Raw genomic sequence first — 15,555 nt, 5'->3', positions numbered from 1 at the left:
GGCTAATTTTTATCCTTAAAAGCGAGCTATGTTGAGTTTAATTCATATACTCACCAAAATTTCCACCAGGATTTCGGTCTCATCTGATCTTTTGTTTTTGGACGAGCTTCAGTTTCCCCGAGAACAGCAATCTTTTGTTTAAACTTGGTATCAGCAGCTTCACTTTTTGCCGACATTTGGCGGGATAACTCTTTCTGTAGCGCAGTGCTGGCGGTTAAATTGGCAATGACAAACTTTTCGCCCACAGGTGATGAATAAAATTTAATGATATTCGATAGTTCTGCTGTCGTTAAACTTGAAGAATACACGCGGTTCATAGTAAGTAAATAATCGTTGCTAGTATATTCACAGGATTCGTTGAAATAATCCTCATATGCGCTTACTACCTCTGGCCAGAGCTTGGATTGGGGCGTGATTCCCCTAAAATAATTCGGCTGTTCTTTTACAATACTATTTGGAGTACGCGATTTTGCCCCCTCTTTACATAGGACGATACTATCTTCAATTAAATTACGATATTTCATTAAAACGATGAGTTGATTTGCTTGTCGAATGCGAGTGTTCTCCTTTTCTTCAGTCGGCGATTTTATTAATGCAGATGGAATCTTGATTGGATTATCTTGATTAATTTCTTTATTGAGAGTTGTGGTTTTAGCTTGCTGATAAGACAGCACAGATTGATTGACACGCTTTGTCGACAACTGATGGCTGAATTCTGCAAGTGCTATTTTGATGTTCTCTCCGACAAAAATACCTGGATCTGATGGTGTGTAATCATCTTCCTTTTCTCGTGCTGCTATGAGCGGTTTTGCAAGGTTAAATGCATCAACAAAAGAATCAGTTTTTTGTAGCGCCTCATCAAAATAGGCCTGACCAAAATAGGTGAAATCTGCTTCGTTACTACAGCCGAATGAGGTCTTGTCTGCCGCCGCCGAGGTAATGATTAAAGTATTAGAGTCCTTTAGCTTGTCAATAAATCCTCCTGAATAGCACGCCGATATGACGATTACTCTTCGCTTGATACCTGATTCATTTAGCATGTCTCGCAAACGCTCGGGATTCAGATCGTTGAACTGCATCGACCCAAAATCTAGAGAGAATTTATGATCTTTTGATCCATGCGATGTCATATATAAAAACAGAATGTCTTTATTCTTATCCATCGACTCACTTATTTTTTTTAGTGATCGCGATAAGCTAGTTGTGCTGGCAATTGGCGATGTAGTTGCTGTCTTTGAATTATTGATCAACGTTATAGAGTGTCCAGATGTACCAAAGCGTTTTTTAAATAGCTCTTCAACGTAATGGACTTCTTTCATGAAAACGTCTTGATCAGAATACCCAGCCACGCCCACGAAAAACAGCACAGGAGTCTTTTGGTTACTGGGCATAACCGCTGCCAGTTCCTGCTCAAGCAAATTTGGTTGTAAATAAAATACGTTCTCACTTTCTAAAATATGGCGTTGTTCGTAAAAATTTCTCGATATTTCTGGGTCATACGGTTTTCTCCAAAGTGTTTTGTATTGCATGACTTGTGAAGAAGTACCACATATAAGTAAGACCGGCAGCAATAAGATAATCCTTCGTATTCCTTTAATTTCAAGCAATCTTATTGCGGCAAGTCCGCATGCCAATGCGAACCACATATCTGTAGCGCTACTGGCCCATTGGCCAATCAGGCCTTTAACAAACTGCCGACTAAGTATCCAATTTAATAATTGAAAACTCATCTCGTATGGAATTGTGAGTAAGCAAAACACGACTAAAAGCGATAATGTCTTGTCAGATTGATTCGCAGACAAGGTCATTGCCCAAGCGACAATGATCATCATTGGTAAGGTAAATATTGCTCCAGGTAAGCCAAACCAATTGAATTCGCCAGTAAAACCGATATGAACAAAATCCAAGGAAAATAATAGTGTTAAGTGAATGGCTGTCAAAAGTACGACTTGCGACCAGCTCACATAGAGTTCTTCCTTTGAAAAACGCAAAAATAATACTGCACGCAAGCCAATTTTGAGATTGGATATAAATGCGTTATCGCGAGAACTGTTATCTGCGGTCGGAATATTGTTCATTAGATAAAAACATCCTTAGATCAAGTTTTTTGCTCTTAGCCTTTGCAAAATAATAGGTAAGTGCGGCGTTTAGAATTGCTTATTTCTTGCTAATGTTAACTTTATCATTTGGCATGCTAATAGACGAAATATTAATGAACTCTAAAATGGAAATAGGTAATTTTTGTATCTGGCGGATGTTCGGCTTTTTTTTCCGGGATTAGTGCGGACAATTAGCCTGTCGATATCGTCTTGAATCGATCTTAAAATAAAAACATCCGGTAACAAGATGAAATTTGAACCCGATTTCGCGTAAAATCCTATCCAAAATCAAACCAACCTGGGTAGAAAACACATGAGTATTAAAGCCGATAAATGGATACGCCGTATGGCGCAAGAGCACGCCATGATTGAGCCGTTTGAGCCAGGGCAGGTGCGTTTGCGTGGTGAGGAAAAGATTGTTAGTTACGGTACTTCTTCTTATGGTTATGATATTCGTTGCGCCGACGAGTTTAAGATTTTTACTAATATCAACAGCACAATCGTCGATCCTAAGAATTTTGATGAGAAGTCGTTTGTCGACTTTAAAGGCGATGTCTGCATCATTCCGCCAAATTCATTCGCACTTGCCAGAACGATGGAATACTTTCGCATTCCGCGTAGTGTGTTGACGATCTGCCTTGGTAAGTCAACCTATGCACGTTGCGGCATCATCGTGAATGTGACGCCATTTGAGCCAGAGTGGGAAGGTTATGTGACTTTGGAATTCTCTAATACGACGCCATTGCCAGCCAAGATTTATGCGGGTGAGGGTTGTGCTCAGGTCTTGTTTTTTGAGAGCGATGAAATTTGCGAAACATCGTACAAAGATCGTGGCGGAAAATACCAAGGTCAGCAGGGCGTTACTTTGCCGAGGGCATAATTTCTGCGGTAGTCGCATTCAAAACACACTTCATCAAACACATTAGTGCGCCAGAACCGGCGCGCTAATGTCGTGCCTAATATGCCTCTGTTTTGGTTCGCCGTTCAGTCCTCAACTTACTCCAAATTCGAGCCGACTTTGTCGGTTCAGGCTGCCGCCCGCTAAGCTGTTGGCCAATTTACGTTTGAGCGCATTATGTTGATACCTTACTTACCTGCCTAGCAATATATTCTTGAAACGATTGATGCCTAGGTGTATCGTCCTTAGCTCATAAAGCCTAAGTTCTGGTTAGTAAAATTTTTGATGTTCGGGAAGACGTCGCTGATTTGCGTAGCGCTAAGGCCAAACCAGCTAGCTAGTGTTGCACCGTACTGATCAACCGAGAACTGCGGCAACAAACTACCTGAGCCTACGTCTTGCGTATGTTTTAGTCCAGTGACGGGAAAGGTTCCATAAATATTTTTTCCTTTGACTGCGCCACCGACGATAAAGTGGTGAGAACCCCAGCCGTGGTCGGTGCCGTCGCCATTGCTGGTAAAGGTACGACCAAAATCGGATGCGGTAAATAGCGTGGCTGCGCTACGCATGTCGCTGCCTTGCAGATTGCCCATGACGCCATCGAAATAAGCAATAGCGTGCGAAAGCCTTGCCATCAGATCAGCTTGATTAGCGCGCTGAAAATCATGCGTATCGAAGCCGCCCATACTGACAAAGAACACTTGCCGTTTTGCACCCAAAGCATTGCGACCGGCGATGATGCGAGCCACAGTTTGCAATTGCACGGCTAATGAATTAGTCGCCAATACACCGGTATTAGGATTGGTATATTGGGTTGGATTGGGCACACCAGTTGGACCCGCAACTGCCATTGCCGGGCTAAGTATGCTTTGCGCATTGATGGAGCGATTGGTGACTGCTGCGTGTTCCTTTTGAAACAAGTGCGGATTGTCGGCAGTGATAATTGCTTTCAGCGGATTGGCACCTGCCGTTGATCCAAACAGGGCACCACTAAGGCCACCGATCGGTACCGCACCTGAGGAGCTGATTTGATATTGATTGACTGTTTTACCCGCTAAAAAAACGGCATTGCCAGAGGCCGAGATGGAGGTAAAAATCGGGTTGCTATTATTCGCCACCATCAAGTCACCCATGCGCCCGCCCCAACCATACGCCGCACCTTCTGGCGCGTAGGCTTGCCATAGGGATTGCTGATCATTGTGCGAGAACAGTTTGGGAGGCAATGGCACGCTGGCCGCTCTATATTGCGCTAAGGTCGTTGGTACGATCAGCGGCGCAACATTGCTGATGATTGCCGCCCGGCCGCTGTCAAACAAGCCTTTTAGTTCAACCAAATTAGGGTGCAGCGCAAAGCTACGCCCGGCTTGCGTCGTCGTCGGCGTGATTGGTATTACGCCGCCTGGCGTACCAACTGCCGGCAATGCGATGGAGCCAGTGTCCGTGGTCGTTCTTACTGAAAGATATTGGGTCCACGAGGTGCTGTCTGTCGCCAGCACCGTGTTGCCGTGGTCGTTACCGCCATTCATAAACAGGCAGATCAAGGCCTTGTAATCTGTGGGTGCAGATTGCGCTGCGGCAGATGCCATGGTAGCGAGGTTGATCGCGAAAGGGGCAGTGGTTGCGCCGACGACCGATAACATCGATGACATACGCAAAAATTCACGACGAGAAGCATTCATTTTATGGCTCATGTTGGGCTCCGCTTATTTTTGTACGATGTATTCGGGGGACGCCATCGTCAGAAAAATACTGAGATAGACACGATTTTTTCTGGCGGTGTCGGCCGCAGTGGTGCTGGTCGTCGAGATCGCAACCGAGTTGACCGCAGCCAGTATCTGGTTACGCAAAGTGGCGCTCATCTGGTTAGATGTCAGCAGCAGACTTACCTGATCTAGTAGTTTGTCCGGTGTATCGGCCAGTGCAATCAAACTGGAATAATCGGCGGTGACATCGCGTGAAGATCCTGTGCCATTCTGGATGACATCGCGCATAAAATTTAAATATCCGACGACTGAGGTTTCGCCGGTGATTTGGAATTCGGGTGCGACCAGCTCAGGTGTTGCACTAGCCAGGCTGGTATTGGGTGGAACATAACCAGGACGATAAAAATTGAATACCGATGAGGAGCGCATTGGTGTCTGGCCTAATGCGCTGAGCGGATCATCCAAACTACCTAACAAGAAGCGTTTGGATGCAGAGCTTGCATTAAATGCGCGCATCCAATTTGCCAGACGGATGACCGGTTCACGCAATTTTCCGGCAGTCGTTGTGCTGCTACTGACATCAGTACGTGCTTCTGTATCTAACAAAACAGCTTTAATAATCGCCTTCATATCACCGCGCACACCTTGGCCGTTGTCCGCAAATACAGCAGCGACTCTGCCAACATATTGCGGACTAGGGTTGCTGGTGACCAGACGTTGTATGAGCTGTTTACTGAAAAATGGCGCGGCATTGTTATGGTTAAACAGACGATCTAACGCAGTTTTTAAACTTGCCTCTGGATTAGGCGTTGATTGGGCGGGAACGGTGACACCTAAAAAAGCTTTTTCAGAGGTGGAATGATATTTGGGATAACTCTGCATTGGTTGCCAATCGCGATTGGCGTCCGGTGTGCCGCCAAAAAAACGGCTGTCCGACTTGTCTGGTCCAGCCCAGCTCCAGCCGGTAAATACTTTAGCCATGCCAGTAATATCGGTGTTGGTATAGGTTTCTATCGGTTTGCCATTGTTCAGTTTTAATGAACCATCCGGATTTAATTCATATAAACCGATAGTCAGCAACTGCATTACTTCACGGGCGTAATTTTCATCTGGGGTTTGTGTACCTGATTCTTTTTGGTTGCGTAATGAAGTCAGGTAAATCCCCATCATTGGATGCAAGCTGACGTTTTCTAGCAAGCTGCGAAAATTGCCAAAGGCATTTGTGCCCAAAGTGTCGTAATAAGAAGCTACACCGCGCGGGAAGTTTGCAACCGTGCTGTCCTGGAACGAGACTACAAAAATTTGTGATAGTGCAAAGGTGACACGCTGGCGTAATTGATCTTTACCCGTAATGGCTTGCTGCCAGAATGACTCAAAGAATTGATTTTGACTAATCGTGGTACCTGTTGGCAGAGTCGCGCTGATGCTATCCATATAGTTACGGTGCAAGGTTTGTGGAATAGCAAACTGCGTATCAATCCAACTGCTGTAGCCGCTAGTGACGACGCTGTTGATATCCGTTGTAGTTGCACCGAAGCTTGCTTGTCCTAACATCCGCGCTGCTTGCGCCTGAGTCGGCGGCACGATTGCCACTGGCGGCGGCGATGTTCCCCCTCCAGTACCAGTTCCACTATTGCTATTACTGGTGTCACTACCGCCACCACCTCCGCAAGAGGTCAGTAATGCTACGAGGGCGCTAGTTGCGGCCAGTTTTATCAAGCGATACGGCATGATACATCTCCGTTGTAGGTAGTTTTGAGAGGCTTAAGATGTCTGAATTTATACAAAATCAATTCATGGTGAAAAGAGAATAAAAGCCCTCTCCTTTCATTCTCCTTTAGTACAGTTTGCAGTAATTTCACTATACTCCCCCATAATTTAGAAATAGTTAATCTACCGACCAACATATACGTGGGGAATTAATAATACTGTACGGAGTATAAAATATAATGTGATTTTGCCGCAGAAAAAACAGCGATGCAGATGTGTTTTTCTGCATTCTACTGTCGTATTGTTTAATGCTTATTACTAGGGTTAAGGTAGCTTACAACAAAAATCAGTTAGTTTGATACTTTCTGATACATTAGCATAAATTTTCATGTGGAAATAAATTCTAGTGGTAACCAATAAAATCCTGAGTAAAGCAATGCAGATTTAAGGACAAAATACAACAGAGAGAAAGAGGGATGTGAGCTAAACTGCTATCAGATTTTTATTCTATTTCAGCCAGAGTTTGATGTACAAAAGCGGACAAAATTAATTTAGATTGCGTTGGGACATCGACAAATTCAAAACCATAGCGATATTCATCCCCAGTCTCTGTTGGAGAAATTGATCTTAATATAACGTTGAGTACCAGATACTCATCATTGCCAGCAGCGTTGACTTTAAATTTGATGGTACCAAGATCATTCTTTTTACCGATTAATTTTTTGAGCACGCCAGAGCTACCTCCCATACTTAAATCACCTAGTGTTGCAGCGGCAGTTTGCTCCGGATCTCCTATGCTGACGGCTGCAATAATCTTTACGTTAGCGCGGGAGTTTTGTCGTATCGTCGTACAACGTACTTGTTTAGGATAAGACAGATGGAGATAGGCATAGGGCGTAAACACCGATTTGATCGCGGAGGCAGTAAAGGCATACGCTTTTTTGCCAGGGAAAGCCCGCACGATAAAGGTTTGTCCATCTCTTATTAACGCACCTTTGCCATCAATCATCGGTGGGCTCACAATGATCGATTTGTTTTTAACAAAACCGATCAGGCGCACGGTATACCTGAGAGCGGCATTATCATGCACTTGCAGATAGAAAATTTCTCCAACATGCCAGCGCACGCTGTCCAATTCCATTAACTCATCTTTATTCAACTCGGATACGGGCGGTTTTGCGACGGTCGACGGTGGTTTGCTTAAAGTGGAAATAGGAGGTGAGGATTTTTTTCCGACATCTGCCCAGGTCGTATCTGAGCAATAGCCGTTTTCAATCAAATCTGCTAATTGCCTTTCGCTATTCACGATGCAACCAGAATCGAGCAATAAATTACCCCATGCGTCGTAAATCGGCCAAGGTGATGCTTCACCAACTTTGATTTCTGTTTTTTTAATCGGTACTAATGTGGACAATTCATTCATGCAATACCTTTGCCGCTCATAAAGAGTTGAGCTTTATTGTATCCTGAAAAACAAAATATAAAGACAGGACTTACGCAAAACCGTCCCAGCCGCGTTACATCGCCTGAGATATAAAAAAGCACTTGCGCTTACAAGTGCTTTTTTTCTCAATGCGTAATCGCAGTGATCATTGAACCCCAACTTCGTCTCAAATGATTCTTAGTTGAGTCTCAACTTATTCACTAAGTTCGGCACCTAATCTGACGCAATCGACAAAATAGCCGCGTTTTCCATCCACTTCTGCTTTTACTAAACCATGGCAGTCGGTTTCAAAGCCAGGAAATTTCTCGTTAAAGTCACGAACAAATTTGAGGTAATCAACAATGGTTTTATTGAAGCGTTCACCTGGAATCAACAAAGGAATACCTGGTGGGTAAGGCGTCAATAAAATCGCTGTGACGCGACCTTCCAGATCATTGATGGCAACCCTTTCTATCTCACGATGTGCCATTTTGGCAAAGGCATCAGACGGTTTCATCGCTGGTTGCATGTCGGACAAATACATCTCGGTTGTCAGGCGGGCGACGTCACTGGCTTTATATACTTCATGAATGCTTTGTGATAAATCCTTCAGACCAATTTGTTCATAACGTGGATTGGCCGTAGCGAATTCTGGCAAGATGCGCCACATCGGCTGATTCTTGTCGTAATCGTCTTTAAACTGCTGTAAAGCTGTCAGCAAAGTATTCCAACGACCTTTGGTGATACCAATGGTGAACATAATAAAGAAGGAATACAAACCCGCTTTTTCGACAATAACGCCGTGTTCTGCAAGATACTTGGTGACGATCGACGCAGGAATACCTGTTGCGCTAAAGTTCCCTTCCAACGATAGACCTGGCGTAACAATCGTTGCCTTGATCGGGTCCAGCATGTTGAAGCCTGGTGCAAGTTTACCAAAGCCATGCCAGTCATCTTCGGCATTAATCATCCAGTCGTCGCGCGATGCCATGCCATTTTCTGACAAGGTATCTGGACCCCAGACCTGGAACCACCAATCTTTGCCCCATTCTTGATCTACCTTGCGCATGGCGCGGCGGAAATCTAGCGCTTCTAAGATAGATTCCTCAACCAAGGCGGTACCGCCTGGAGCTTCCATCATCGCTGCTGCGACGTCGCACGAGGCAATGATAGAGTATTGCGGTGAGGTTGATGTGTGCATCAGATAGGCTTCGTTAAAACTGTCTTTATCGAGTTTGACTGTTTCTGACTCACGCACCAAAATTTGCGATGCCTGCGAAATACCGGCCAGCAGTTTGTGCGTTGATTGGGTAGAAAAAATCATCGATTTTTTAGCACGCGGACGGTCTTTGCCAATCGCATGCATGTCTTGATAAAACGGATGGAAAGTCGCATGTGGCAACCAGGCTTCATCAAAATGAAGCGTGTCGATTTCGCCATCCAGCAAATCTTTGAGTGTCTCTACGTTGTACAACACGCCATCATAGGTGGATTGGGTGATTGTCAGGATACGTGGTTTTTTGTTCTTCGCATTGCGTGCAAAGGGATTAGCTTCAATCTTTTTACGGATGCTTTCCATGCTGAATTCTTCCAGCGGAATAGGGCCGATAATGCCAAGGTGATTACGGGTTGGCATCAGAAAAACCGGAATCGCGCCGCACATAATAATGGAGTGCAAAATCGACTTATGGCAGTTACGATCCACCACGACGATGTCGCCGGGAGCTACGGTGGAATGCCACACCATCTTATTGCTGGTGCTGGTGCCGTTGGTGACAAAATAGCAGTGATCGGCATTAAAAATACGTGCTGCATTGCGCTCAGATGCGGCAACCGGACCGGTATGATCCAGCAATTGCCCCAGTTCTTCGACTGCATTACAAACGTCGGCACGCAGCATGTTTTCACCAAAAAATTGATGAAACATCTGGCCGATAGGTGATTTTAAAAATGCGACGCCACCGGAGTGACCAGGGCAATGCCATGAATACGAACCATCATTCGCGTAATGCACCAGCGCGCGGAAAAACGGCGGTGACAAACCATCTAAGTAAGATTTGGCTTCACGGATAATATGACGTGCGACGAACTCTGGCGTATCTTCAAACATGTGAATAAAGCCATGTAGCTCACGCAGAATATCGTTAGGGATATGGCGTGAAGTACGGGTTTCGCCATACAAATAAATCGGGATATCGGCATTTTTGTATCGGATTTCTTCGACAAAGGCACGCAGGGATTTAAGTGCATGGTCTGTTTCTTCATCGGTACCATCGCCAAATTCTTCATCGTCAATGGACAGAATAAAAGCCGAGGCGCGCGATTGTTGCTGCGCAAATTGCGACAAATCGCCATAGCTGGTTACGCCCAGCACTTCCATGCCTTCTTTTTCCATCGCGTCTGCAAGAGCGCGTATGCCAAGGCCAGAGGTATTTTCGGAACGGAAATCTTCGTCAATGATGACGATGGGGAAGCGGAATTTCATGAGGTCTCCAGAGAGCTGTTACGGGGAGACGCCTGGGCAAGTGAGTCCGGAAACAGATTGATGTCCGGGTTGGATCAACCGCTTGCGCGCCGAAAAATTCAAAGACCGAATTTTCTCAGATATGAGGGTGGAAATGTGAAAAAAAATCCCCAATAAGGACGATTAGGAAAAAATTTCATCCTGTCGTCATATTGAGGGAATATTACCAACGCTTGACCGTATGCTCTGTACTTAATCAGTATTCTGCTAAGCAGGCAGTCAAACTGTTTTAGAAGCGGTAGCTGGCAGCAGAAAATATCGTAATTGGTGCTTTTTCAAATACAAATGGACTCTTGCTGGCATCGCCCGTCAAATATTTAACGGATGCACCGGTCGTCAATGACCAGTTGGAATCAATATTCCAGTTCCAGCTGGCACCTACTTTAACATCGGTAAAACCAGCAGATGGCGCATACGGTGTGTAACCGCTGTTGGCAGATTGCGTCGGTGTCACCCCAAAATAAGATTGCATATAGGATGTATTTGCCCAATTGGCACCAAAACTTGCGGATAAACGGTGATGCGTGTTGAGGGAGGTTGTTGCACGCCCACCCAAGCTAAGTTGTACCCCGTTGTGATCTATGCCTGAGCCGTAGCGTAGGGATGAGCTTAAAGAATAATTTTGGTTGACCACATAGTTGACGAAAGCACCAGGCTCAATCGCTGAATCGACATCGCCCAAGCCGCGGAGCTTGCTGGATTTGGATTCATCACGAGCGGCTTCTACGGTCATTCTCAAACCATATTGCAGGCTGGGATCTTTAGAGAAGTTGTAGCCAAGACCAGAAATCGAGCTAAGGAATATGCCATTTCTCCATTGTGCATCAAATAGCGGTGCTGCAAATACGCGACGCTCATCGGATCCGGTGTAACGGGGGGCAGATATGGCAGCAGCACCGAGTGAAAAATTTACATCTTTCGGTAGGTAAGTGCTGGGAACTAACTGTGCAAACTCGGAGGTTTGTGCCTGTGCTGACAATGCTGTCGCCAGAAAAAGTAGGGCAGTGGGTAGTATTTTTTTCATTGTGTATCCTGTAAGTATCTCAGCGACAGTAACTATTCATCGTAACTCTTTATCGCCACGCTTTACTTCACTACTCAGATATGCAACCAGGCCAGTCCTGCCAATATTACGCCCACTCCGGCAACGCCATATGAACCATATTGTAACCACTTTTTCTTGGTCAACAGAGTGATGGCCGCTAAAGAAATCGCAATTTGCACAGCGGTCATGGCTTGCGCCCAACGATGATGCTGATGCAGAGCTTCTTCCGATTTCTTATCCCATTCTGAGGATTCTGCTTCTAATTTCTCTGCATTTTTCTTGATTTCTTCTTTTTCAACTTCATAGCGTGCGACCTTGGCTTTATATTTCTCTACATCAATGCCGGGTAAGACCATCGCTAGTTCAGATAAGTTCTGTTTACTCGATTTTGCCTGGTAAAAGTTCCATTGATTGGAGGCTTCGGTTTTTTTGATCGCGGCTTCGTTCTTAAACATTGCTGCGTCATTTTGCGTAGCGCCGCCTTCAAAGCCAAACAATGCGCCAACGGTCGCCATGATGGCAGTCATGACGGCAATTTTGCCCGCAAAACTATCGTTGCTATGGGCTGCATGTTCTAACTCGTGGTCGTGTGGTCCGTGGACGTGAAATTCTGAATCTGACATGAGTATTTTTCTGATTTAATTATTTCTTTGATAAGTGACAAAAGCATAATCCAGCTGGCTTTTCTCAGAATGATGTTGTTCGCTGCTGATCTTTGTCCATTCCTGCGCTTCGATCAGGGGGAAAAAAGCGTCACAATTAAAAGTTTGTTGTATTTCTGTAATGATCAGTTTATTTGCAAACGGTAAGGCTTGTTGATAAATTTCTGCGCCGCCGATGATAAACGCCTGTTCATTTTTGGCGTTATCTTGGGTCTTATCTTTTAGCAAAGCCAGCGCTGCCTCTAATGAGGAAACGCATTCAACGCCCTCATGCGACCAAGCTGGGTTGCGAGAGATCACAATATTGCGGCGGTTTGGCAAGGCTCTGCCGATTGAATCAAAGGTTTTTCGCCCCATCACGATCGCGTGACCGCTGGTGGTATTTTTAAAATGTGCCAAATCCTCTGGCAAATGCCAGGGCAGCGTGTTGTTGACGCCAATGCCGCGCTGGAGATCAGTCGCAACAATAATTGTGAAGGATGACATGCTGATGAAATCTCTGATTAGACTGCGACAGGCGCTTTAATATGCGGGTGAAATTGGTAATCTGCGATCTCAAAATCCTCAAATTTATAATCAAAAATCGATTCCGGATGACGCTTGATGATCAGTTTTGGCGGCGCAAAGGTGTCGCGTGATAACTGCTCTGCGACCTGATCCATGTGGTTTGAATACAAATGGCAATCGCCGCCGGTCCAGATAAATTCCCCGACATCTAAACCTGTTTGTTGCGCCACCATATGGGTCAGCAAAGCGTATGAGGCAATATTAAACGGCACACCTAAAAAAATATCGGCACTGCGCTGGTATAACTGGCAAGAGAGCTTTCCATCCGCCACATAAAACTGGAATAAGGCATGGCAGGGCGGCAGCTTCATCTGCGGAATATCAGCTACATTCCAGGCAGATACAATCAAGCGGCGCGAGTCCGGGTTGCTTTTGATTTGTGCGATGAGCTGGCTGATCTGATCGATATGAGTACCGTCCGGCGCTGGCCAGTTACGCCATTGCGAGCCATAGACCGGACCCAGATTACCATTCTCGTCCGCCCATTCATCCCAGATCGAGACGCCGTTGTCCCTCAGATATTTGGTATTAGTCGAGCCGGCCAAGAACCAGATCAGTTCATGGATGATAGATTTCAGATGTAGTTTTTTGGTTGTTACCAATGGAAAGCCTTGTTGCAGGTCAAATCGCATTTGGTAGCCAAAAACTGACACGGTGCCGGTGCCGGTGCGGTCAGTTTTGGTAGTGCCATGTTGTTGCACATGGCGCATGAAGTCGAGGTATTGGCGCATAATGAGCTTTGGAAATTTTTGTGAGATTGTAACGGTTTACCGACTAACATATGAACAAATACATAAATATCTAGATACTCCCCATATTATTTCTATAAAACGTCGAAATAACTAGGGAATGACTGGGTAGCTTAAATATACAGATAGGGAGTATATGTGTGGCGAAAGCTCATGGTTGTAAAGCACCACATGAGCACAGCTGATAATACACAAACTTATTGCGCATTACCGATAGATCAGTTGTTTAACAGAGGATTGGCTGAGTTAGCTTGTCCTGGTGCAACCAGCGGGATGCTGATTTCAAATCTGGCACCTTTACCTGGCTCGCTAGAAACACGGATTTCACCACCGAGCACGTTACTGACGATATTAAAAGTGATGGACAGCCCAAGACCGCTGCCACCTTGACCAAATTTGGTGGTAAAGAATGGCTCGAATACGCGCTTAATGACCTCCGGTGCGATACCTTTGCCGTTATCTTCAAACACGATCAATACGTGGTCGCCCTGACGGTGCGCCTTGCAATACATGCGCCCCTCAGGTAAGCCATCCAGGCCATGATTGACTGCGTTGTTGACCAGATTAGTGAAGACTTGACCCAGAGGGCCGGGATAGCTGTCTAGCTGAATATTTCCAGGAATATCCAGTTCTAGTGTGAACGGCGTTTTGCGCAAACTGGAGTTGAGTAATGCAGCTAATTCTTGCAAGGTAATCAGTAAGCCAAACTGACGTCGCTGGGCACTCGATTGGTCTACCGCGACTTGTTTAAAATCGCCGACTAAACGAGCTGCATGTTGTAAGCCACGTAGCAATAATTTAGTCGACTCATTTGCGGTATTGGTATAACGAGTCAAATCGGATTTGCGCATAGCGCCAGCGTTCATCAGGCCCGTCAGTTGTTTGGTTTCTTCTTCTAAGGTGCTGGCAACCAACAGGCAATTGCCAAGAGGCGTATTCAGTTCATGGGCGACACCTGCAACCATGGAGCCGAGTGCCGCCATGCGCTCAACGCGAGCCAGTTCATTTTGCGCGTTGTTGACATTATTGAGCGCAGTCTCGAGCGTGAGATTGAGGGTTTCTAATTCTTGTGTACGCTGCTTAACCTTGGATTCCAGCGTGCCTGAATATTCAAGTAATTGCTGATTCTTCACTTCAAGTTCTGAGAAAGATCTTTGTAGTGCTTGCCGGGTCGCTTCCAAGCTGAGCGCCAGATGACCGAGTTCATCTTCTCGCTTAAACGAGATAGGCTCATTGAGCTGGCCATTGGCCAGCCGGTCTGACTCAGTCATCAGGAGTTTAATCGGCTGAACCAAGCGCCATTGCAATACCAGCAAAATAAATACCACCGCAACAATCAACGAGACCAAGGCTGAGCTGGCATAGCGTTTGAATTCTGAGGCCAGATTTTCTCGCAAGATATCCTCGGCCAACGTCAGTTCTACTTCACCGATGACTTGCTCACCGTGTTTGATATTCCGTTTCTCGACTTTAAACGGTCCTTCTTGTGATTTTCTGCGAGTGTCATTTCTAATAAATTCTTTATGATCGGGCAGGGTAACTACACGGATTTCTGCCACCCGTGGGTCGGAATACACCACTTCGCTGGATACTTTGGCGATTTCAGGCGTAATTTGCCAGAGAGGTTCGCTCAATATAACGGCGAGGATATCAGCCAGGCGCTGGTGATCAGCAGTGGTACGTTCGCGCGCTACCGACTCGATGCTGATTTGGTAATAAGGGATGAGAATAACAAACGGTGCAAGCAAGCCAAAAACTACGGCAAGGATAATAGCCAGCCTTAAGGTGAGCCGACCGCGAACCGCAGAAAGAAGATGTTGAAACTGCATTGCAAGATCCTTGTGCATCACTTCTTGTTAGCGAGTGCTACTGGAATACTCATGGATGTCTCAATATCGACGACAACCAGAGCCTTAGCGCATGTGATCTCTGTACTAGCTTCTGCTACCGTCAACACGTACACCATCAAGCAAAAAAACGCACTTGCATGGAAGGGGAAGCAGATTTAAATGACGCAAGAGAATCTAATCAAGCATTTTATTGATACTAAAATACTTTTTACGCTTAAGCAAGAAACTCACTTTGCTAATAGCCGCAAAAAATACAATTGACCGAGAGAAATCAAGCGCAGTGAATTTAAGCTAACTCTATTTACCGCATTAATGCACATTGACG

At 45.5% G+C, this 15,555-nt stretch carries 12 protein-coding genes; 2 read left to right on the top strand and 10 right to left on the bottom strand.

Annotated features, from left to right (window positions below):
- Window positions 1–50: 50 nt before the first annotated feature.
- A complete protein-coding gene (locus tag RGU72_RS08895; protein ID WP_322119387.1) occupies window positions 51–2,078 on the bottom strand; it encodes a C13 family peptidase in 2,028 nt (675 codons plus the stop codon).
- A 334-nt stretch (window positions 2,079–2,412) separates the two neighbouring features.
- Between RGU72_RS08895 and dcd the strand changes: the two genes are divergently transcribed.
- Window positions 2,413–2,979 (top strand): dCTP deaminase, encoded by a 567-nt coding sequence (dcd, locus tag RGU72_RS08890; protein ID WP_322119386.1) that lies wholly within the window; start codon window positions 2,413–2,415, stop codon window positions 2,977–2,979.
- A gap of 263 nt (window positions 2,980–3,242) precedes the next feature.
- On the opposite strand, the gene RGU72_RS08885 is transcribed toward dcd, so the two are convergent.
- From RGU72_RS08885 to RGU72_RS08845, 9 genes are all read right to left on the bottom strand, one after another.
- Window positions 3,243–4,688 carry a DUF1501 domain-containing protein gene (locus tag RGU72_RS08885; protein ID WP_322119385.1) on the bottom strand — a complete coding sequence of 482 codons (1,446 nt, stop codon included), beginning with the start codon at window positions 4,686–4,688 and terminating at the stop codon, window positions 3,243–3,245.
- A 12-nt stretch (window positions 4,689–4,700) separates the two neighbouring features.
- The gene (locus tag RGU72_RS08880; RefSeq protein WP_322119384.1) at window positions 4,701–6,431 is read right to left on the bottom strand and encodes a DUF1800 domain-containing protein; all 1,731 of its coding nucleotides are present in this window, start codon (window positions 6,429–6,431) and stop codon (window positions 4,701–4,703) included.
- Window positions 6,432–6,912: 481 nt separating this feature from the next.
- The gene (locus RGU72_RS08875; protein WP_322119383.1) at window positions 6,913–7,833 is read right to left on the bottom strand and encodes a flagellar brake protein; all 921 of its coding nucleotides are present in this window, start codon (window positions 7,831–7,833) and stop codon (window positions 6,913–6,915) included.
- Between the two features lie 214 nt (window positions 7,834–8,047).
- Window positions 8,048–10,318, bottom strand: a complete 2,271-nt coding sequence (locus tag RGU72_RS08870; protein ID WP_322119382.1) for an arginine/lysine/ornithine decarboxylase — start codon at window positions 10,316–10,318, stop codon at window positions 8,048–8,050.
- A 268-nt stretch (window positions 10,319–10,586) separates the two neighbouring features.
- On the bottom strand, window positions 10,587–11,381 hold the full coding sequence (locus RGU72_RS08865; protein WP_322119381.1) for a MipA/OmpV family protein: 795 nt from the start codon (window positions 11,379–11,381) through the stop codon (window positions 10,587–10,589).
- Between the two features lie 74 nt (window positions 11,382–11,455).
- Window positions 11,456–12,025 carry a DUF4337 domain-containing protein gene (locus RGU72_RS08860; RefSeq protein WP_322119380.1) on the bottom strand — a complete coding sequence of 190 codons (570 nt, stop codon included), beginning with the start codon at window positions 12,023–12,025 and terminating at the stop codon, window positions 11,456–11,458.
- 15 nt (window positions 12,026–12,040) lie between these two features.
- A complete protein-coding gene (locus tag RGU72_RS08855) occupies window positions 12,041–12,550 on the bottom strand; it encodes a dihydrofolate reductase (protein ID WP_322119379.1) in 510 nt (169 codons plus the stop codon).
- Window positions 12,551–12,567: 17 nt separating this feature from the next.
- Window positions 12,568–13,362 (bottom strand): thymidylate synthase, encoded by a 795-nt coding sequence (locus RGU72_RS08850; protein ID WP_322119378.1) that lies wholly within the window; start codon window positions 13,360–13,362, stop codon window positions 12,568–12,570.
- Window positions 13,363–13,598: 236 nt separating this feature from the next.
- On the bottom strand, window positions 13,599–15,209 hold the full coding sequence (locus RGU72_RS08845) for a sensor histidine kinase (RefSeq protein ID WP_322119377.1): 1,611 nt from the start codon (window positions 15,207–15,209) through the stop codon (window positions 13,599–13,601).
- 51 nt (window positions 15,210–15,260) lie between these two features.
- On the opposite strand from RGU72_RS08845, the gene RGU72_RS08840 reads away from it, so the two are divergent.
- Window positions 15,261–15,389 (top strand): hypothetical protein, encoded by a 129-nt coding sequence (locus RGU72_RS08840; RefSeq protein WP_322119376.1) that lies wholly within the window; start codon window positions 15,261–15,263, stop codon window positions 15,387–15,389.
- Window positions 15,390–15,555: the final 166 nt, after the last annotated feature.

This window comes from Undibacterium sp. 5I1 (genome assembly GCF_034314085.1).
Lineage (GTDB): Bacteria > Pseudomonadota > Gammaproteobacteria > Burkholderiales > Burkholderiaceae_D > Undibacterium.
This window is presented reverse-complemented; position numbering and strand designations above follow the sequence as displayed.